Source organism: Actinobacillus porcitonsillarum (assembly GCF_003101015.1).
GTDB classification, from domain to species: domain Bacteria; phylum Pseudomonadota; class Gammaproteobacteria; order Enterobacterales; family Pasteurellaceae; genus Haemophilus_A; species Haemophilus_A porcitonsillarum.
Window position 1 is genome coordinate 2161649 of record NZ_CP029206.1, and the last position, 21035, is coordinate 2182683.

At 42.8% G+C, this 21035-nt stretch carries 12 protein-coding genes, 1 tRNA gene and 3 rRNA genes; 5 read left to right on the forward strand and 11 right to left on the reverse strand.

What is annotated here, in order from left to right; translation table 11 throughout:
* Window positions 1-31: 31 nt before the first annotated feature.
* The 8 genes from purA to recD all read right to left on the reverse strand — a co-directional run bounded on the left by purA (window position 32) and on the right by recD (window position 11117).
* Window positions 32-1330: an adenylosuccinate synthase gene (gene purA, locus DDU33_RS10355; RefSeq protein WP_108925066.1), complete on the reverse strand. Its 1299-nt coding sequence runs from the start codon at window positions 1328-1330 to the stop codon at window positions 32-34.
* Window positions 1331-1407: 77 nt separating this feature from the next.
* Window positions 1408-2295, reverse strand: coding sequence for a protease modulator HflC (gene hflC, locus DDU33_RS10360; RefSeq protein WP_005821343.1), 888 nt, complete (start codon window positions 2293-2295; stop codon window positions 1408-1410).
* Window positions 2295-3473: an FtsH protease activity modulator HflK gene (gene hflK, locus DDU33_RS10365; protein WP_108925068.1), complete on the reverse strand. Its 1179-nt coding sequence runs from the start codon at window positions 3471-3473 to the stop codon at window positions 2295-2297. Before hflK ends, hflC begins: the two co-directional genes overlap by 1 nt.
* A gap of 196 nt (window positions 3474-3669) precedes the next feature.
* A 5S ribosomal RNA gene (gene rrf, locus DDU33_RS10370) occupies window positions 3670-3785 on the reverse strand.
* 158 nt (window positions 3786-3943) lie between these two features.
* Window positions 3944-6835, reverse strand: a 23S ribosomal RNA gene (locus tag DDU33_RS10375).
* A 239-nt stretch (window positions 6836-7074) separates the two neighbouring features.
* Window positions 7075-7150: transfer RNA gene (locus tag DDU33_RS10380), tRNA-Glu, on the reverse strand.
* A 122-nt stretch (window positions 7151-7272) separates the two neighbouring features.
* Window positions 7273-8812, reverse strand: a 16S ribosomal RNA gene (locus tag DDU33_RS10385).
* Together the 16S, 23S and 5S rRNA genes with 1 tRNA gene alongside form the textbook arrangement of a ribosomal RNA operon.
* Window positions 8813-9143: 331 nt before the next feature.
* A complete protein-coding gene (gene recD, locus DDU33_RS10390; protein WP_108925070.1) occupies window positions 9144-11117 on the reverse strand; it encodes an exodeoxyribonuclease V subunit alpha in 1974 nt (657 codons plus the stop codon).
* Window positions 11118-11230: 113 nt separating this feature from the next.
* Here recD and alr point away from each other — a divergent pair, with 113 nt between their 5' ends.
* Window positions 11231-12355, forward strand: a complete 1125-nt coding sequence (gene alr / locus DDU33_RS10395; RefSeq protein ID WP_108925072.1) for an alanine racemase — start codon at window positions 11231-11233, stop codon at window positions 12353-12355.
* 98 nt (window positions 12356-12453) lie between these two features.
* Here the strand turns inward: alr and sodA are convergent, their stop codons facing one another.
* Window positions 12454-13095 (reverse strand): superoxide dismutase [Mn], encoded by a 642-nt coding sequence (gene sodA / locus DDU33_RS10400; protein ID WP_108925074.1) that lies wholly within the window; start codon window positions 13093-13095, stop codon window positions 12454-12456.
* A 129-nt stretch (window positions 13096-13224) separates the two neighbouring features.
* Window positions 13225-14625: a surface lipoprotein assembly modifier gene (locus tag DDU33_RS10405; RefSeq protein ID WP_108925076.1), complete on the reverse strand. Its 1401-nt coding sequence runs from the start codon at window positions 14623-14625 to the stop codon at window positions 13225-13227.
* 71 nt (window positions 14626-14696) lie between these two features.
* On the opposite strand from DDU33_RS10405, the gene DDU33_RS10410 reads away from it, so the two are divergent.
* On the forward strand, window positions 14697-15074 hold the full coding sequence (locus DDU33_RS10410) for a type II toxin-antitoxin system RelE/ParE family toxin (RefSeq protein WP_108925079.1): 378 nt from the start codon (window positions 14697-14699) through the stop codon (window positions 15072-15074).
* The gene (locus tag DDU33_RS10415; protein WP_108925081.1) at window positions 15061-15375 is read left to right on the forward strand and encodes a helix-turn-helix domain-containing protein; all 315 of its coding nucleotides are present in this window, start codon (window positions 15061-15063) and stop codon (window positions 15373-15375) included. Before DDU33_RS10410 ends, DDU33_RS10415 begins: the two co-directional genes overlap by 14 nt.
* 34 nt (window positions 15376-15409) lie before the next feature.
* On the opposite strand, the gene DDU33_RS10420 is transcribed toward DDU33_RS10415, so the two are convergent.
* Entirely contained in the window at window positions 15410-17728 is a 2319-nt protein-coding gene (locus DDU33_RS10420) for a HupA family protein (RefSeq protein WP_108925083.1), read from the reverse strand.
* A 148-nt stretch (window positions 17729-17876) separates the two neighbouring features.
* Between DDU33_RS10420 and DDU33_RS10425 the strand changes: the two genes are divergently transcribed.
* Together DDU33_RS10425 and thrA are read left to right on the forward strand one after the other, a co-directional pair.
* Window positions 17877-18263 (forward strand): helix-turn-helix domain-containing protein, encoded by a 387-nt coding sequence (locus DDU33_RS10425; RefSeq protein WP_108925085.1) that lies wholly within the window; start codon window positions 17877-17879, stop codon window positions 18261-18263.
* A gap of 255 nt (window positions 18264-18518) precedes the next feature.
* Window positions 18519-20963 (forward strand): bifunctional aspartate kinase/homoserine dehydrogenase I, encoded by a 2445-nt coding sequence (gene thrA / locus DDU33_RS10430; RefSeq protein ID WP_108925087.1) that lies wholly within the window; start codon window positions 18519-18521, stop codon window positions 20961-20963.
* The last annotated feature ends 72 nt before the right edge of the window (window positions 20964-21035 follow it).

Here is a 21035-nt window from a genome sequence, read left to right on the forward strand (position 1 = left end):
GTGTATTTCTTTAAATTAGCGTAATGCCTTATTATGCAGCAAACGGATCACGAAGAATCATCGTTTCAACACGATCAGGACCGGTAGAAAGAATATCCACAGGCACACCTAAAACTTCTTCAATACGTTTGATGTAGTTAATCGCATTTTGAGGTAAGTCTTCTAATTTCGTCACACGGAAAGTATTTTCTTTCCAGCCCGGTAAAGTTTCATAAATCGGCTCAACACCTTCCCAATCTGCTGCGGCAAGTGGCGAATATTCAACAATGTTACCGTTTGGTAATTTATAAGCGACACAAATTTTCAACTCATCAAAGCCATCTAAGACATCTAATTTGGTCATACAGAAGCCTGAAATTGAGTTAATTTGGATCGCACGACGCACAGCAACGGCATCAAACCAACCACAACGACGTGGGCGGCCGGTTACCGCACCAAATTCATTCCCCTTACGAGCAATTTCTGCCCCTACTTCATCAAATAATTCAGTCGTAAACGGACCTGAACCAACACGAGTACAGTAAGCTTTGATAATACCTAATACATAATCCAAATTACGAGGACCGTAACCCGAACCGGTTGCCACGCCACCTGCGGTCGTATTCGAACTGGTTACAAACGGATAAGTACCGTGGTCAATATCTAACATTGTACCTTGTGCGCCTTCGAAAAGAATGTTTGCCCCCTCTTTACGAGCATCGTGAAGCAGTGTTGTCACGTCAGCAACCATACCTTTAATCACATCGGCAATCGCAAAGACATCATCTAATGTTTTTTGATAATCAACCGGCTCTACTTTGTAATAATGTACTAGCTGGAAGTTATAGTAATCTAAAATGTTTTTTAATTTTTCAGCAAAGGCTTCTTTATTAAAGAGATCGCTTACACGTAAACCACGGCGAGCAACTTTATCTTCATATGCAGGGCCAATACCACGACCTGTTGTCCCAATTTTATTTTTGCCTAACGCAGCTTCACGAGCATGATCCATCGCGACGTGATAAGGTAAAATTAACGGACAAGCTTCTGAAATTTTTAAACGATCACGAACGTTAATACCACGTGCTTCTAATTCGCCCATCTCTTTCATTAAAGCATCGGGAGAAAGCACCACACCATTACCAATTAAGCAAGTCACATTATCACGTAAAATACCGCTTGGAATAAGGCGTAATACGGTTTTTTCACCATTAATAATCAATGTATGTCCGGCATTATGTCCACCTTGATAACGCACAACATATTTCACACGATCTGTTAATAGATCTACGATTTTACCTTTCCCTTCATCGCCCCATTGAGCGCCGAGAATAGCAACACTTTTACCCATAGGAATTGCCTCTTTTAGTTGGAGTTTAATTTAAAAACGTAAAAAAGACCCGAATAGATCGGGTCTTATAGATACAATTATTTTGTAGGAGCCTTCATAAAGCGTAGAAATTCGCTATCCGGTTTAACAATCATCATATTGTTTTGTCCTTCAGCAAAAGTTGCCTCATATGCTTTTAGGCTACGAATAAAGCGATAGAATTCAGGTTCTTGACCTAATGCTTGCGCATAGATCTTCGCTGCCATTGCATCACCTTCCCCTTGTAATTCATCTGCAGTTTTCCGTGCTGTCGCTTCAATTAAAATCACTTTCTTATCAACTTCAGCTTTAATGAATTCCGCTTTCTCTTCGCCTTGTGAACGGTGCTCACGAGCAACGGCATCACGCTCTGCTCGCATCCGTTGATAAATGGAAGATGATACTTCATTTGGGAGATTGATTTGCTTAACACGAACATCAACAACTTCGATCCCTAGTTTTTCTGCACCATCATCACCATCATTCAATGCTTTTTGTGCACCGGCCATTAACTCACCACGAGAACCGGAAACAATATCTTTGATCGTTCTTGAACCGATTTCTGAACGTAAGCGGTCATTAACCTTACGGCGAAGAAGATCTGACGCTTTTTGATAATCGCCACCGGTCGAAGTGTAAAATTGACCAAAATCACTGATTTTCCATTTTACATATGAATCAACCAATAAGTCTTTTTTCTCAACCGTAACAAAACGATCTTCTTTTCCATCTAAGGTTTGAATACGAGCGTCTAAAACTTTCAAACTATCCATAAAAGGTACTTTGAAATGAAGCCCCGGAGAATATACAACGACTTTTTGTTCCCCATCACGCTGAACTTTATTAAAGCGTAGCATAATTGCCCGAGTGCCTTCCGGTACAATGGTTACGGATTGAAAAAGTACAAATGCTAAAACAGCCAATACAGGTAAGAATAATTTACGCATTAGAATCTCCCTCTACGTGTCTCAATCACTTCAGGCTGAGTTTGAGTTTGCACTTGAGGTTGTACAATCGCAGGCTGAACCGCTTGAGGCACAATCTGAGTATCTCCCTCTTGTTTTTTAACAGCTTGAGTATTACCAAAGAATTTATCAATCGGAAGCACATTCAAATTATTTGTGTTACTTTCCATAATAATCTTAGGCGTGTTTTTCATTACCTTTTCCATTGTTTGAATATAAAGGCGTTCACGAGTAAGTTCCGGCGCTGCTTTATATTCCGGTAGCAATTTAACTAAACGCTCGACTTCCCCTTTTGCTTCTAACACTACTTTTTCTTTGTAAGCAGTTGCTTGCTCTACGATACGTTGTGCTTGACCTCGAGCAATCGGCTCTTTTCCTCTCGCATAGGCTTCTGCTTCACGAATTAAACGCTGTTCATCTTCTTGCGCTTTAATCGCATCGTCAAAAGCTGCTTTCACTTCTTCCGGAGGGCGAGCGTATTGGAAGTTTACGTCTGTAATCAATAACCCCATATCATAAGTTTTAATGATGTCACGTAGTGCATTCCAGGTTTTTTCACGTACCGTTGCACGTCCTGTCGTTAGGATCTCATCCATTTTCATATGACCGATCACATAACGTAAAGCACTATCTGTTGCTTGTTTTAAGCTATCTTTTGGGTTGTTTACATTAAAGAGATATTTTGCCGGATCTTCAACACGATATTGAACCGTCATTTCAACCTGAACCATATTTTCATCTTGAGTTAACATTGAGCCACTCGTGTTTAATTCAGATACACGTTCGATATTGACCGGAATAACCTCATCAATAAAGGTTGGTTTCCAATTTAAACCCGGCATAACAATATTATGCAATTTACCAAAACGTGTAATGACACCGCGTTCAGCTTCCTGTACTGTATAAAACCCTGAAGCCCCCCAAACTATAGCACCTAGCGCAATAATCGCAGGGAGGAATTTTCCAAATGAGGCAGGCTGAGAATTATTTGGATCTTTATTCCCCCCCATTTTCTTTAATAAACTACTAAACGCTTCTTCTAAATCAGGCGGTTGTTGCTCACTGTTTTTTGGTTCTTTTGTTTCTTGACCTTGCTGCTCAGGCTTATTTTGCCCAGGTTTCCCCCATGGGTCTTGATTACCTGATTCATTCCACGACATACGTTCTCCGTATTAACATTAGTTAATAAAATGTAACTTTGGGATTTTACCGATTTAAGTGTCATTTGGCTAGCCTATTTCCGGATAAATTTAATAAATTTCAATACGATTTTTGAAGATAAACAGCTGTCCCAAAGCAAAATATAAAAAAGCAAAAACCCCAAGCCTATCTCTAAGCTCAGGGTTCCTTAATTCAATCCGGCGATGCCCTACTCTCACATGGGGAAGCCCCACACTACCATCGGCGTTACGGCATTTTACTTCTGAGTTCGGAATGGATTCAGGTAGAACTACCGCACTATGGTCGCCAGAATATCCGGTCGATGATTGTTATCTCTTTTCTTTTGTTCTTTCTTTAATCTTAATTCGAAACAAGCTGTCTGAGTATCTTTATTCGTTTTTTGTTTAGTTCGTTTAAGCTTTTCGCTTATCAACTCTCTCACGTTCCTTCCAAAAACGCTTGAGGTTGTATAGTTAAGCCTCTCGGGCAATTAGTACACGTTAGCTCAATGTATCACTACACTTACACACCGTGCCTATCTACGTCGTAGTCTCCAACAACCCTTACAGTCTTATAGACTGGGAGAACTCATCTCAAGGCAAGTTTCGTGCTTAGATGCTTTCAGCACTTATCTCTTCCGCATGTAGCTACCCGGCAATGCGTCTGGCGACACAACCGGAACACCAGGGATGCGTCCACCGGTCCTCTCGTACTAGGAGCAGCCCCTTTCAATTCTCCAACGCCCACGGCAGATAGGGACCGAACTGTCTCACGACGTTCTAAACCCAGCTCGCGTACCACTTTAAATGGCGAACAGCCATACCCTTGGGACCTACTTCAGCCCCAGGATGTGATGAGCCGACATCGAGGTGCCAAACACCGCCGTCGATATGAACTCTTGGGCGGTATCAGCCTGTTATCCCCGGAGTACCTTTTATCCGTTGAGCGATGGCCCTTCCATTCAGAACCACCGGATCACTATGACCTGCTTTCGCACCTGCTCGACTTGTCTGTCTCGCAGTTAAGCTTGCTTCTACCATTGCACTAACCTCACGATGTCCGACCGTGATTAGCAAACCTTCGTGCTCCTCCGTTACTCTTTGGGAGGAGACCGCCCCAGTCAAACTACCCACCAGACACTGTCCGAACACCCGATTAGGGCGCCTCGTTAGAACATCAAACGTTAAAGGGTGGTATTTCAAGGACGCCTCCACAATCACTGGCGTGACTGCTTCTAAGGCTCCCACCTATCCTACACATCAAAATTCAATGTTCAGTGTCAAGCTATAGTAAAGGTTCACGGGGTCTTTCCGTCTAGCCGCGGGTACACCGCATCTTCACGGCGATTTCAATTTCACTGAGTCTCGGGTGGAGACAGCCTGGCCATCATTATGCCATTCGTGCAGGTCGGAACTTACCCGACAAGGAATTTCGCTACCTTAGGACCGTTATAGTTACGGCCGCCGTTTACTGGGGCTTCGATCAGGAGCTTCTCTTTCGATAACACCATCAATTAACCTTCCAGCACCGGGCAGGCATCACACCCTATACGTCCACTTTCGTGTTTGCAGAGTGCTGTGTTTTTAATAAACAGTTGCAGCCAGCTGGTATCTTCGACCGGTTCAACCTTCATCCGCGAGGGATTACAATCTACGCCGGCGCACCTTCTCCCGAAGTTACGGTGCTATTTTGCCTAGTTCCTTCACCCGAGTTCTCTCAAGCGCCTGAGTATTCTCTACCTGACCACCTGTGTCGGTTTTCAGTACGGTTTAGATAAACCTGAAGCTTAGTGGCTTTTCCTGGAAGCGTGGTATCAGTTACTTCATCTCCGTAGAGACTCGTCATCACTTCTCGGTGTTAAGGAAGTCCGGATTTGCCTAAACTTCCCACCTACCGGCTTAAACAGACATCCAACAGTCTGCTAACCTAACCTTCTCCGTCCCCACATCGCAGTTTATCCAAGTACGGGAATATTAACCCGTTTCCCATCGACTACGCTTTTCAGCCTCGCCTTAGGGGCCGACTCACCCTGCCCCGATTAACGTTGGACAGGAACCCTTGGTCTTCCGGCGAACGAGTTTTTCACTCGTTTTATCGTTACTTATGTCAGCATTCGCACTTCTGATACGTCCAGCAAACCTCTCGATTCACCTTCATCCGCTTACAGAACGCTCTACCCAACAGTCTTTCGACTGATGCCGCAGCTTCGGTGCTATATTTTAGCCCCGTTACATCTTCCGCGCAGGCCGACTCGACTAGTGAGCTATTACGCTTTCTTTAAATGGTGGCTGCTTCTAAGCCAACATCCTAGCTGTCTAAGCCTTCCCACTTCGTTTCCCACTTAATATAGACTTTGGGACCTTAGCTGGCGGTCTGGGTTGTTTCCCTCTCCACGATGGACGTTAGCACCCACCGTGTGTCTCCTGAGTATCACTCTTCGGTATTCGCAGTTTGCATCGGGTTGGTAATCCGGGATGGACCCCCTAGCCGAAACAGTGCTCTACCCCCGAAGGTGTCCGCTCAAGGCTCTACCTAAATAGATTTCGGGGAGAACCAGCTATCTCCCGGTTTGATTGGCCTTTCACCCCCAGCCACAAGTCATCCGCTAATTTTTCAACATTAGTCGGTTCGGTCCTCCAATTAGTGTTACCCAATCTTCAACCTGCCCATGGCTAGATCACCGGGTTTCGGGTCTATACCTTGCAACTCAACGCCCAGTTAAGACTCGGTTTCCCTTCGGCTCCCTTATTCAGTTAACCTCGCTACAAAATATAAGTCGCTGACCCATTATACAAAAGGTACGCAGTCACCCTTTCGGGCTCCCACTGCTTGTACGTACACGGTTTCAGGTTCTATTTCACTCCCCTCACTGGGGTTCTTTTCGCCTTTCCTTCACAGTACTGGTTCACTATCGGTCAATCAGGAGTATTTAGCCTTGGAGGATGGTCCCCCCATCTTCAAACAGGATTTCTCGTGTCCCGCCCTACTTGTCGTCAGCTTAGTACCACAATAATGTTTTCGAGTACGGGGCTATCACCCTTTATTGCTGAGCTTCCCAACTCATTCCTCTAACAAAACTGCTATTACTGACAGGCTCTTCCACTTTCGCTCGCCACTACTCACGGAATCTCGGTTGATTTCTTTTCCTCGGGGTACTTAGATGTTTCAGTTCTCCCCGGTTTGCCTCACTTGCCTATGTATTCAACAAGTGATAGTAGATTCTTCATCTACTGGGTTTCCCCATTCGGACATCTTGGATTAAACGCCTCTTATCGACTCATCCAAGCTTATCGCAGATTAGCACGTCCTTCATCGCCTCTGATTGCCAAGGCATCCACCGTGTACGCTTAGTCACTTAACCATACAACCTCAAACATTTTTACTTTCTTTATCTTAAAGAAAGATAAGACATTCGAGACTGATATTAACTACTAAACACTTAACTGCTTTTGTTCAGTTAAGATTTTTTACTACTCAGACTTTTCTTATTTATCAGCAGAATCATTTGCTTATTCATCGCTGACTTGAAAAATCTCTCAGTTTTTCAGCTTGTTTCCAATTTTTTAAAGAACAATTTAGACAACAAAAGTCATCTTTAAATGGCGTCCCCACGGGGATTCGAACCCCGGTTACCGCCGTGAAAGGGCGATGTCCTAGGCCTCTAGACGATGGGGACAACATTTAAAGATGCTCTCAACGACGTCCATTTATTTAGGAGCAATATTCTAATGAATACCACTCTTTTTGTCAATCTTTATCAAACAATCTGTGTGAACACTTGCAGTCGCTTCATTTTGGTAAGGAGGTGATCCAACCGCAGGTTCCCCTACGGTTACCTTGTTACGACTTCACCCCAGTCATGAATCATACCGTGGTAAACGCCCCGTTTCCGTTAAGCTATCTACTTCTGGTACAACCCACTCCCATGGTGTGACGGGCGGTGTGTACAAGGCCGGGAACGTATTCACCGCAACATTCTGATTTGCGATTACTAGCGATTCCGACTTCATGGAGTCGAGTTGCAGACTCCAATCCGGACTTAGACGTACTTTGTGAGATTTGCTCCATGTCGCCATATTGCTTCCCTCTGTATACGCCATTGTAGCACGTGTGTAGCCCTACTCGTAAGGGCCATGATGACTTGACGTCATCCCCACCTTCCTCCAGTTTATCACTGGCAGTCTCCTTTGAGTTCCCGACCGAATCGCTGGCAACAAAGGATAAGGGTTGCGCTCGTTGCGGGACTTAACCCAACATTTCACAACACGAGCTGACGACAGCCATGCAGCACCTGTCTCAAAGTTCCCGAAGGCACAAACTCATCTCTGAGTTCTTCTTTGGATGTCAAGAGTAGGTAAGGTTCTTCGCGTTGCATCGAATTAAACCACATGCTCCACCGCTTGTGCGGGCCCCCGTCAATTCATTTGAGTTTTAACCTTGCGGCCGTACTCCCCAGGCGGTCGATTTATCACGTTAGCTACGGGCACCAAGCTCAAAGCCCAATCCCCAAATCGACAGCGTTTACAGCGTGGACTACCAGGGTATCTAATCCTGTTTGCTCCCCACGCTTTCGCACATGAGCGTCAGTATATTCCCAAGGGGCTGCCTTCGCCTTCGGTATTCCTCCACATCTCTACGCATTTCACCGCTACACGTGGAATTCTACCCCTCCCTAAAATACTCTAGCGACCCAGTATGAAATGCAATTCCCAGGTTAAGCCCGGGGCTTTCACATCTCACTTAAGTCACCGCCTGCGTGCCCTTTACGCCCAGTCATTCCGATTAACGCTCGCACCCTCCGTATTACCGCGGCTGCTGGCACGGAGTTAGCCGGTGCTTCTTCTGTGACTAACGTCAATCAAGTAAGCTATTAACTTACCTGCCTTCCTCATCACCGAAAGAACTTTACAACCCGAAGGCCTTCTTCATTCACGCGGCATGGCTGCATCAGGGTTCCCCCCATTGTGCAATATTCCCCACTGCTGCCTCCCGTAGGAGTCTGGACCGTGTCTCAGTTCCAGTGTGGCTGGTCATCCTCTCAGACCAGCTAGAGATCGTCGGCTTGGTAGGCCTTTACCCCACCAACTACCTAATCCCACTTGGGCTCATCTTATGGCAGGTGGCCCGAAAGTCCCACCCTTTAATCCGAAGATATTACGCGGTATTAGCTACAGTTTCCCGTAGTTATCCCCCTCCATAAGCCAGATTCCCAAGCATTACTCACCCGTCCGCCACTCGTCAGCAAAGAAAGCAAGCTTTCTCCCTGTTACCGTTCGACTTGCATGTGTTAAGCCTGCCGCCAGCGTTCAATCTGAGCCATGATCAAACTCTTCAATTCAAAAAGTTTAATCGCTCAATAAACTGCTTAGCTAAAGTTTACATATTACTTTTAAGTAAAAATGAATTTCTAGTTTAAGCACCTATTAAGACTTCAAAATTAAATAATATTTTCAAATAAAGTCAATCAACAAGTGCCCACACAGATTGTCTGATAAGTTGTTAAAGAACAAAAAAGAACGACGCACTGCTAATCAATTTAACTTACTCACAACAGTGCGTCGTTGTGTGTGGTGCATTATAGGGATTTTCGAAACTTACGCAAGTCTTTTTTGTAAAAAATTTAAAAAAAATAATCGCTTGTTGAAAATAAGCTCAAAACGAATAATTTTCTAGCTTAATTTGATTTTTAATTGTTCTTGCAACCCACTTTCTCTTTGTATATTTGATTTTACACCTAGCTTCCAAACTTTTTCATGGCTAAATAATGTAAATTTTTCTTTTGCCCGAGTAATCGCCGTATAAATCAACTCCTTTGTTAAAACAGGCGAACCGACTAACGGCATAACCAAAAAAACATGCTCAAACTCAGAACCCTGTGATTTATGTACCGTCATCACATAAGCTGATTCATATTCGGGAACACGGCTTAATGATAAATTTAAATACTCCCCTTCAACAATCGTGTCAAAGTAAATCCGAAGCATTCCTTGCTCATCTGGTAAAACAATACCAATATCGCCACTATATACATGATTTTGCGGTGCATTCTCCGTAATTAAAATTGGCTTACCACAATAATTTTCCCGATGCTGATTAAACTTCACTAAATTCGCTTGTTTTAACGCTTCGGCAATGGTTTGATTTAAGCGTTCAACACCTAACTCGCCTACACGCAATGCAGATAAAAAGCGGACTTGCTGGAATGCTTCAAAAATCCCACCGACTGAAACTGATTTCGGATCTTTTTCACGCTGTTTAACTAATTCAAGATACTCTCTATAAGCATCTACTGCTCGGCGAACCACAAGCGCAACGCAATACTGTGTCCATTTTCTTTTTTCTGAAAAATCTGTTGCTGGTGGGTATAAAACACACTCTAATTCTTTATGCTCTGAACTTGAAGCAACTCGCCAAGATTGAGCAACTTTCTGTTGATTTACCTCTTTTGCCAATAAACCTATACCTAACTGATCATTAAAACGATAACTTTGAGACAAATAACATAATGAATCACAAATAGGTAACACATTTTTTTGCCCCGTGAGTTTATAGCCCGTTACTGCTTCTAAATAGTCACAATGGGTTTGGCTATAGTGGCTATGATCTGAAGCAATAAATTGCCCTAACTCATTCATAATCGATCCCACTTCAACGGAAGCTAATTGGTCTTTATCACCAAGCAATACCACACGAGCACTTGGCTTAACCGCATTCAATAATTTTTCCATTAAAGAAAGATCGATCATTGATGCCTCATCAATGACCAATAAATCCAAATGAAGAGGGTTTGTTTTATGATATTTAGGCTTATCGCTTTGAGGCTGCATCCCTAATAGTCGATGAATCGTAGAGGCTTGAGTGGGTAATGCCTCTTTTAATTTTTCGGGCATATCTATGCGCGCTAGACTCTGTATGATAGATTCTTTTAAACGGGCTGCGGCTTTTCCTGTTGGTGCAACAAGGGCTACTTTCAAAAAATCAGAACCTTGTTCAAGCTGTTTCCATTGCAACGCTGCTAATAAACGAGCCACGGTTCTTGTTTTCCCTGTACCCGGCCCACCGGAAATCACACAAAAACGTTTACGCAATGCCGTTGCTACCGCAATTTTTTGCCAATCTGTTTGTTCTGATACCTGACCAAAAAGGTGATCTAAAATTTTCTTATCTTGCTCGATATTTGCATTTTCTTCAGAAAATCCAACCGCTTGCTGCAAGTATTTGGCTACCTGATGTTCGGCTTGCCAATAACGATAAAAATAGAGCAATCCATATTGAAATAGCATTGGCGCAGATTTTTCCGGCGATACACTAAAAGCAATATGATTTTCAAGCAATGTTTGCCACTCAAGCGGTGAAATATCTTCAATTTTTTGCGAAATTTCATTGGCAAAATCCATTTGTAGCTCACGTTCTTTTTTTAAGGACAAGCCAAATGGATCTGATGCGAAATCTGAATCAAGACGAAGTGCGCTATGCCCTTTCATCGTATGAAATGAAAGTAAGGCTGCGACCAGTACAGCCAAATTTTGTTGTTGTGCCGTATAGCCAAAATCTTGCTGTTTACGATCAATCATTTTGGCAAATTGATAATTCAATTCAGAAATCACATTTTCAGATTTCAATTTTTCAAGCAGCTTTAACATAACACCGTCTCAAGAAGAAAAAACTCATGAAATTATCCGATTTTCATCTTCTCTTGTCCATTTTTTCGAATCGGGCGTATAATAAAAGCCTTTTTTAACCACCTAATAATTTTATGAAACCTGCAACAGCTACAATTAGCCAAGAGGCTCTCCGCCATAACATTCAACTGATAAAAACCTTTGCGCCGAAGCAAAAATTACTGGCGATGATTAAAGCCAATGCCTACGGACAAGGGCTACTACCTGCTGCCGGCACGCTTGCCGATCTCGTTGAAGGCTTTGGTGTTGCAAGGCTAAGAGAAGCCCTCGAAATCCAAGAAACCGGCTATACCGGTAAAATTGTATTAGTGGAAGGATTTTTCGACAGAGAAGAATTACTTAAAACCCTTTCTCGCCGTTTTGATACCGTTATTCACTGCTTAGAACAGCTAGAACTACTTGAACAAGTCGCTAAAGAGTGGGATGAAGAACAGCGTAAAGGTTTCTGGAAGCGTAAAGCAAAAATTTACTTCCCTGTGCATATTTGGTTAAAAATTGATACAGGTATGCACCGTTTAGGCGTACATCCTGAGCAAGTAGAAATGTTTTATCAACGTCTTAAAGCCTGTTCACTAGTAGCAAGTATCAGTTTTGTAAGCCACTTTAGCCGCGCCGATGAATTAGATTGCGGCTATACCGAAAAACAAATAGCTACTTTCGAAGCCGCAACGAAACCTTACCCGGAACACGAGCGTAGTATTTCTGCCTCAAGCGGTATTTTATACTGGCAACAAGCGCATTATGATTGGGTTCGCCCCGGTATCATTATGCACGGCATATCTCCTCATTATGACCCCATCACATCACTCGGATTTAAACCCGTGATGACGCTCTCCTCTTCGCTCATTGCAGTGCGAACACATAAAGCCGGCGAACCTGTTGGTTATGGAGGTGCTTGGGTAAGCCCTAAGGATACCAAATTAGGCGTGATTGCTATGGGATACGGCGATGGCTATCCTCGCAATGCACCGGAAGGAACACCTGTTTTAGTCAATGGGCGAAAAGTGCCTATTGTGGGACGCGTATCGATGGATATGCTCACCGTTGATTTAGGTGCCGATAGTCAAGATAAAGTTGGCGATGAAGTCGTTTTTTGGGGCAAAGATTTACTGATTGAAGAAGTAGCTAAGCACATTGGCGTGATTAGCTATGAACTGATTACAAAATTAACCCCTCGGGTTATTTTTGAATACAGGTAGTTTCCTAAACTGTTCCTAAACAAGCGGTCAAATTCCTGCAAACTTTTGCAGAAATTTGACCGCTAACATATTTATGTGCTTAATAAATTACACTCGAATTATTTTGCACAACCGCAAGTTTTTACTTTATCTTCAAAACGGCGAGCTGCTTCATCCCAGTTTACCACATTCCAGAACGCTTTAATGTAGTCTGGACGGCGGTTTTGGTAGTTTAAGTAGTAAGCGTGTTCCCACACATCTAAACCTAAAATCGGATAGCCTGAAACGCCTGCAACCTCTTTACCCATTAGTGGAGAATCTTGGTTAGCAGTTGAAACAACAGCTAATTTGCCATCTTCTAATACTAACCATGCCCAACCTGAACCGAAGCGAGTTGCTGCTGCTTGTTCAAATTGTGCTTGGAATGCTTCAACAGAGCCAAAATCACGAACGATAGCGTCTTTTAATGCGCCTTGTAACGTTGTGCCTGTTTTTAAACCTTTCCAGAATAACGTATGGTTTACGTGACCGCCCACATTGTTACGTACTGCAACACGTTTTTCTGCCGGAACTTGCTCAAGATTTGAAATTAATTTACCCGGGCATTGTTCAAGTAATTCAGGATATGCTTCTAATGCTGCATTTGCGTTATTGATGTACGCTTGGTGATGTTTAGAGTGATGAATTTCCATTGTTTTTGCATCGAAATGCGGCTCTAACGCATCATAAGCGTAGCCTAATTCAGGTAATGTATATGCCATTTTTCTGTTCCTCAAAAAAATAATAGGTAAGATTTGAGCTAAAACTCGCCATTATTTTATCAAAAAACATTAAGCGAATACATCATTTTTTGATCTAAAACAAATATTTATTAAATAGCCAAAATTTACTTAAAAGCTTTTTTCAAAACTCAAATAAACCCGATTTCGTTTATACGAATAAAGATCCGCTAAATTTGAATTCACACGCTGATATTGATAGCTGATTTTCGGCGTAATTCCCCAAAAATGCAGGTTACGATGCCAAAGCGTAACATTAAAACCTAACTCTCTATCTTGGCGAATTTGATTAAAAATGCGGTGAGCTTGGTCAAATTCACGTTTGCCATAACTGAGTTGAATACGGCTGGAGATGCCGCCCCACCACTCTTGCCCCCAACCGATTCGCCCTGTATAACGTTTGGAAGCCAAAGAACGTTCTAACGTCCGATCTCGCAACACATCTACACCGCTATAGAGATAACTTTTCGCATTAAAGGCATAAAGTAGCGTAGCGGAACCAAATAATGTCGTGCTATCTGCCAGCTGATTTTCGCCCCGATGTTTGAGCTTGCCCATCTCGCCTGCGGTAGAAAGTTGCCATTGAGAGGTAAGCCAATGTTCGGCTTCAACCCGAACCCCATAGCCGTGATTGTAGCGATGATTACCATACCAACGCATTTCGTAATAAGGCAAAAAGGCAAGACGACTTTGAGCATTTTGATATTGGTAGCCAAGGCTTGAACGGTTTTGCTGATCGTCAAATTGATGATTATCCCAATAGGATTTTCCACTAAATTGGTTCTCAAAATGTAGATAGTGCGAGCCACTGATATTCCAATTTTTAGCTAAATTGAGATGATAACTTAGCCCGTTTGCCGACTGCGGTAACGACTCTTCCGTTTTCTTAAATGGTACATTCCCCACTCGAACATAAGGCGAGCTTGAGGCATTATTGACATTGCTTTCGTGCAAATAATTAATGCCAAAATCGAAAGACCAGTCCGAACGTTTCTGAATAGCGGCAATATATTGTTCCACCCCATTTGCAATTTGTGGTGGCAATCCGTCCGCTTGTAGCTTACGAAATTGTGCAAGTGAGGCTTCATTTTGCCGATCTTCAAACAGCATTTGTGCCAAGCGAAAACGCACAGGCTGAAAATTAGGGTGCTTCGCAATAATGCCACGATAGAGATCAATTGCCGTTTTATAATCCCCCTTACTTGCCAAAATAATGCCGTTGGCATAATCGATCAGCACCAAATCGGGATTAGGTGTTTGTTGATAAATCCGCACCAGCTCAGGCAATAAATGAAATTGTCGGCTATCAATCGCCCGATTTAACATTTGACGAGTCAGTTCAGACTTACTGATCAGCTCTTTAGTTAAAGTGATTTCCTCGCTATTTGCGGATTTTTCTGAAAAAATAACCGCTTGTTTTGGTAATGTAGGCTCGGCGGATTTGATTTCCAATTCGGGGGCTGCGTTTACTGCTAAAGGAATAAAAAGGGTAAGGGGGAGATATTTTTTCATAAGATAGATTTATTGACTTTTTCTGTTCATTTTTTTACTATCACGCTAAAGATGATAGTGGTATAAATTTAATGCGAATTTTTAAATCTAAACATTTTGATAAATTTGCCCGTAAAGAACGTATTTCAGACGATACATTAAGAAATGCCATTAACGATATTGAAAATGGCTTGATTGATGCCGATTTAGGTTCAGGTGTTATCAAACAGCGTTTACCCAAACAAGGCAGAGGCAAATCTAAAGGTTATCGTTCTATCATTGTGTACAAATTTGCAGAATTTAGCCTATTTGTTTATGGATTTGATAAGAATGATCGGGCTAATATTACTGCTGATGAAGAAGAAAACTTTAAAGCAGCAGCCAAAACCATTTTGGCATTTAGCCCTGAACAAATTCAACAAGCCCTTGATGGCAAAGCATTTATAGAGGTATCCAATGAGCCAGTATAAGACTCAAGCAAATGCAGCGATCCACGAATTGATGAGTGATTTACACGACATTGGTTTGATTGATAAAACAACAATGCAGAGTTTTGACAAACGTTGTTTAACGCCAGTTAAAACGCTAGCACCCAATGAGATCCGAGAAATCCGAGAGAAAGAAAATTTTTCTCAAGCTGTCTTTGCTCACTACTTAAATGTAAGTAGCAATCTAGTTTCAGAATGGGAGCGAGGTGTCAAAAAACCAAGCGGCGCCGCACTGAAACTGCTTTCTTTAGTACAACATAAAGGCATTTCTGCAATAGCTTAGATTTTAGGCGGGGGATACCCGCCTTTACGATTGGTTATTGGCGTTTGCCTCCGAAGCTTACATTACTTCCTGCTGTGCCAACGACTTCTTCAGCATTTGGTCCAGCAAAAACACCTTTATAGTTTGTATTTGTTCCTCCATAAAGTTCGGTCATATCAACAATACCACTAAAAATTAAATTATTTTTAGGCGATACACTAATATTACCTTCATTAAAAACATAATCCCGTCCATCTAAATTAGTAATAGCTCCCGTTACTTTTTCTGTTTGGAAGTTCGCGGTTAAACTAAAATCACCTGTTGAAATAAGGTTATCATTCCAACTCCTCTTAATTGCCTTGCCGTTATATGTTGCTGTTGTGACACTTTTCAGGTAATCAGAATTTGTCGTTGTTGGTAATGCTATATAAGTTGCTGCACGATGAACATCATCGTTTGTCAATAAATCCGAATTGTAACTCCAATGAATATAAGTTGAGTATTGTTGATTAACAAAATGAGCATTAGCTACTTGTACCTCTTTATCACCAGAAAGTGTTTTACGGGTTGCATAAATAGGTAAAGTATTAACATTATCGGAAATACCACTCTCGTTAAAATTAACAGCTTTTTGTAAAGACCAATTTTCGGCTTGATTTTGAAGAGTAAGTTGTCCTACTTTATCTTCCCCAATATATACAATACTCTTATTGTCATATGAAAGTCTCTCTACATATCTCCAAGCATTTCCATCTTTCAGAAACTCCCATTTCTTTTCTTCTGCTTCTGCTTCTTGACGTTTTCTTTCCGCTTCTTCTCTTACTGGAGCTAATTCAGCTTCTAAAGCAGAGATTTGATTTTGAGCAGCAGCTAAATCTTGAGCTGCTTTTTCTGCAGCCTCTTGAGCTTTAGCTTGTTCCGCTGCCGTTGCTGCTTCCGCATTACGCACAGCTTCTTGAGCCGCAGCTAAATCCTGAGCTGCCTTATTGGCTGCGGCTTGAGCTTTGGCTTGCTCCGCTGCCGTTGCCGCTTCGGCATTACGTACCGCTTCTTGTGCTGCCGCTAAATCTTGTGCAGCTTTGTTTGCAGCAGCTTGAGCTTTGGCTTGTTCTGCAGCAGTTGCTGCTTCAGCATTTTTAACGGCTTGTTGTGCTGCGGCTAAATCTTTAGCGGCTTTATCTGCTACCGCTTGCGCTTTGGCTTGTTCTGCAGCGGTTGCTGTTTCGGCATCTTTAACTGCTTGCTGTGCTGCGGCTAAGTCTTTAGCGGCTTTATCCGCCGCAGCTTGGGCTTTGGCTTGCTCTGCTGCAGTAGCCGCTTTGGCACTTTTAATTGCTTGTTGTGCTGCGGCTAAATCTTTAGCGGCTTTTTCTGCTGCCGCTTGAGCTTTGGCTTGTTCCGCTGCTGTTGCTGCTTCGGCGTTACGTACCGCTTCTTGTGCTGCCGCTAAATCTTTAGCGGCTTTCTCTGCAGCTGCTTGAGCTTTCGCTTGTTCTGCAGCCGTTGCCGCTTCAGCATTTTTAACGGCTTGTTGTGCTACAGCTAAATCTTGTGCTGCTTTTTCCGCTGCCGCTTGCGCTTTGGCTTGTTCTGCAGCTGTCGCTGCTTCGGCATTTTTAACGGCTTGTTGTGCTGCGGCTAAATCTTTAGCGGCTTTATCCGCTGCCGCTTGGGCTTTGGCTTGCTCTGCAGCAGTTGCCGCTTCAGCATTTTTAACGGCTTGTTGTGCTACAGCTAAATCTTGTGCCGCTTTTTCTGCTGCCGCTTGCGCTTTGGCTTGTTCTGCAGCTGTTGCCGCTTCTGCATTACGCACAGCTTCTTGAGCTGCCGCTAAATCTTGAGCGGCTTTCTCTGCAGCCTTTTGCGCTTTGGCTTGTTCCGCTGCCGTTGCCGCTTCAGCATTTTTAACGGCTTGTTGTGCTGCGGCTAAATCTTGCGCCGCTTTTTCTGCTGCCGCTTGCGCTTTGGCTTGTTCTGCAGCAGTTGCATTTTCAGCATTCTTTAGCGCTTGTTGCGCAGCTGCAAGATCTTGTGCGGCTTTATCCGCTGCTGCTTGAGCTTTCGCTTTTTCTGCCGCAGTGGCATTTTCTGCATTTTTGACTGCTTGCTGTGCTTTTGCCAGTTCAGCTTCCGCTTTTGCTTTAGCTGTTTCACTCGCTTTTACTTTTTCAGACGCTTGGTTTGCATTATTTTGCGCAGATTTAACCGCTTGTTGCTCGGCTTCCACCTGTTTTTTTAAGGCTTCAATTTGCTTTGCTTGCTCTGGGTTATTAGCCGGTGCAGATGAGTCACCGCCACCACCGCCTGAGCTACAAGCTGTTACGCCTAATGAAACTAAAATCGCCATGGCTGTTGTTTTAACTGACAAACGCATAGAAAGTCCTTATTTTAATGTGTTATTTAAGTAAAATATGTGTAAAATACGAGCTATTTTAAAAGTAGGCTTAATCTTCCGCTAACAACAAATCGTGTGGCAAAGCTACTCAATTTGTGGGTGGACAAATCAAGAAAAGGGGCAATTTGTGAGTGTTAATGAAAAAATCCGTATGGTGCGAGAAATGAACCAATGGTCGCAAGAAGAGATGGCGGCAAAAATGAATATGTCCACCAACGGTTACGCTAAAATTGAACGTGGCGAAACAAAACTTAATTTACATAAACTCGAACAAATTGCTCATATTTTTAATATTGATGTGTTGGAACTAATGAATTGTGAGGGAAAAGGCGTTCTATTTTTAATGAATGAACACGCCAATAATACGAATTATTATGGAAATCCTGAAAATCTCACTGCCGAAATTGAAAAATTAAAACTGACAATCGCTCATAAAGATGAAATGCTTGCTCAGAAAAATGAGGAAATTGTCGCCTTGAAAGAGATTATTGCCTTGCTAAAAGAAAAAGCATAAATATTCGATAAAAACCATTTGACAAACCCGTCATTTTAGAGGATTCTCTTACACGTTTTTCACGCTTTATTTAGAGAGAAGCTATGAACCGTTTTACAATGACTACGATTACCATCATGACTATCATTATGTATCAACATAGTGCGGGTGTTCGTAGCTAAAAAACGGAAAAAATTGACCGAAACCCGCTTAAACAAGCGGGTTTTTTTGTAACAAAATTTGCAAACATTAAACAATTATCTTCAGGAGAAACCTATGCGAGTTCTAAAATTTGGAGGCACTTCTTTAGCCAATCCGGAACGCTTTTTACAAGCTGCCGACATCATCGAAAAGGCGCATTTAGCGGATCAAGCTGCCGGTGTACTGTCTGCACCCGCCAAAATCACGAATCATCTTGTCGCCATTGTCGATAAAGCCCAAGCCGGCGAATCTTACGAATCTCATCTCACCGAAGCCACCGATATTTTCAACAACATCATAAACGGACTATATGCCGTTAATAATAATTTCGACCGTGAAGGGTTAAGTAGCTTTATCAAAGCGGAGTTAGACGACATCTGCAACATTGCGGCTGAAGCCGCAAAAAATAAATTCTGCCCGGATAATATCGGCGCAACGGTTCACAGTCGTGGCGAAAAATTATCGATTGCGATGATGAAAGCGTGGTTTGAAGCAAAAGGTTATGAAGTTACTCGCATTGATCCTGTCGAAAAATTATTAGCTCACGGGAGCTATTTAGAATCTTCTGTAGATATTGCAGAATCAACTAAACGCATTGAATCCCTTTCAATTCCAAAGAAAAATGTGGTGTTAATGGCGGGCTTTACTGCAGGTAATGAGCAAGGCGAATTGGTATTACTTGGTCGCAACGGTTCAGACTATTCTGCAGCCTGTTTAGCCGCTTGCTTAAAAGCCGATGTGTGCGAAATTTGGACGGACGTGGACGGCGTTTATACTTGCGATCCGCGTTTAGTGCCAGATGCGATCTGCTTAGAGTCAATGAGCTATCAAGAAGCGATGGAGCTTTCTTACTTTGGGGCGAAAGTGATCCACCCTCGCACTATTGGTCCATTAGTGCCGTTAAACATTCCATGCTTAATTAAAAATACCCATAATCCGGAAGCCAAAGGCACGATCATTGATGGCAATGTGGTAAACGATAACTTAAAAGTGAAAGGGATCACGAACCTTGATAATGTAGCAATGTTCAACGTATCAGGCTCAGGTATGCAAGGTATGGTCGGTATGGCGGCTCGTGTGTTTACTGCGATGTCGCAAGCGGGTATTTCCGTGAACTTAATTACACAATCGTCTTCTGAATATAGTATTAGCTTCTGTGTGCCGGTCAAAGCGGTTGAAAAAGCACTGGCTGCGTTAAACAGCACTTTTGCCCAAGAACTCAAAGAAGGTTTATTAGATCCTGTGGAAGTGATTAAAGACCTTTCTATCGTATCTGTCGTTGGTGACGGTATGCGTACAGCGAAAGGGATTGCGGCTCGCTTCTTCTCTGCCCTTGCTCAAGCAAATATCAGCATTGTGGCGATTGCGCAAGGTTCATCAGAGCGTTCAATTTCTGCCGTAGTACCATTAAATAAAGCGATTGAAGCGGTTAAAGCAACCCATAAAGCGTTATTTAATAACAAAAAAGTGGTCGATGTCTTTTTAGTCGGTGTCGGTGGTGTGGGTGGCGAATTGATCGAACAGATCAAAACACAAAAGGAGTACCTTGCAAAGAAGGATATTGAGATCCGAGTTTGTGCATTAGCTAACTCGAACAAAATGTTACTCAATGAAAACGGTTTAAGCCTTGATAACTGGCGTGCGGATTTAGAATCGGCAACACAGCCGTCTGACTTTGATGTGTTGCTTTCGTTCATTAAATTACACCACGTGGTAAACCCTGTTTTTGTGGATTGTACAACGGCACAATCTGTGGCAAACCTTTATGCACGTGCATTAAAAGAAGGCTTCCACGTGATTACGCCAAACAAAAAGGCGAATACGTCAAGCTATGCTTATTATCAAGAAATGCGTGAAAATGCTCGCCAAAGCCAGCATAAATTCTTATACGAAACGAACGTAGGCGCAGGTTTGCCTGTGATTGAGAACTTACAAAACTTATTGGCTGCCGGCGATGAAGTAGAAAAATTTGAAGGGATTTTATCCGGTTCGCTCTCTTTCATTTTCGGTAAGTTAGAAGAAGGAGCTACGCTTTCCGAAGCAACGAATATTGCCAAAGAAAAAGGCTTTACTGAGCCAGATCCTCGTGATGATTTATCAGGGCAAGATGTCGCACGTAAATTGTTGATTTTAGCGCGTGAGTGTGGCTATCCGTTAGAGTTAGAAGATATTGAAGTGGAAGGCGTTTTACCAAAAGGTTTCTCAGAGGGTAAAACCGCAGCGGAATTTTTAGCGATGTTGCCAGAGCTTGATGCCGAATTTGCAAAACGTGTCGAAAAAGCGACCGCTTGTGGCAATGTGCTACGTTATGTGGGCTCCATTGAAAACGGTAAATGCCGTGTCGCAATCAAAGAAGTAAACGGCGATGATCCGCTTTATAAAGTCAAAAACGGTGAAAATGCCCTTGCGTTCTATACCCGTTATTACAGCCCAATTCCACTTTTATTACGTGGCTATGGTGCGGGTAATGATGTTACCGCAGCCGGTATTTTTGCGGATATTTTGCGTACATTAAAGTAAAAGATTATTAATACTTTTGTAGGGGCGGGCTTTATGCCCGCCCGTTAATGTGTAGATACGATTTTGGGTGGG

Excerpts from the sequence above, each read along its gene's own strand:
- purA (WP_108925066.1), bottom strand. The coding sequence starts at position 1,330 with ATGGGTAAAAGTGTTGCTATTCTCGGCGCTCAATGGGGCGATGAAGGG.
- hflC (WP_005821343.1), bottom strand. The coding sequence starts at position 2,295 with ATGCGTAAATTATTCTTACCTGTATTGGCTGTTTTAGCATTTGTACTT.
- hflK (WP_108925068.1), bottom strand. The coding sequence starts at position 3,473 with ATGTCGTGGAATGAATCAGGTAATCAAGACCCATGGGGGAAACCTGGG.
- recD (WP_108925070.1), bottom strand. The coding sequence starts at position 11,117 with ATGTTAAAGCTGCTTGAAAAATTGAAATCTGAAAATGTGATTTCTGAA.
- alr (WP_108925072.1), top strand. The coding sequence starts at position 11,231 with ATGAAACCTGCAACAGCTACAATTAGCCAAGAGGCTCTCCGCCATAAC.
- sodA (WP_108925074.1), bottom strand. The coding sequence starts at position 13,095 with ATGGCATATACATTACCTGAATTAGGCTACGCTTATGATGCGTTAGAG.
- DDU33_RS10405 (WP_108925076.1), bottom strand. The coding sequence starts at position 14,625 with ATGAAAAAATATCTCCCCCTTACCCTTTTTATTCCTTTAGCAGTAAAC.
- DDU33_RS10410 (WP_108925079.1), top strand. The coding sequence starts at position 14,697 with ATGCGAATTTTTAAATCTAAACATTTTGATAAATTTGCCCGTAAAGAA.
- DDU33_RS10415 (WP_108925081.1), top strand. The coding sequence starts at position 15,061 with ATGAGCCAGTATAAGACTCAAGCAAATGCAGCGATCCACGAATTGATG.
- DDU33_RS10420 (WP_108925083.1), bottom strand. The coding sequence starts at position 17,728 with ATGCGTTTGTCAGTTAAAACAACAGCCATGGCGATTTTAGTTTCATTA.
- thrA (WP_108925087.1), top strand. The coding sequence starts at position 18,519 with ATGCGAGTTCTAAAATTTGGAGGCACTTCTTTAGCCAATCCGGAACGC.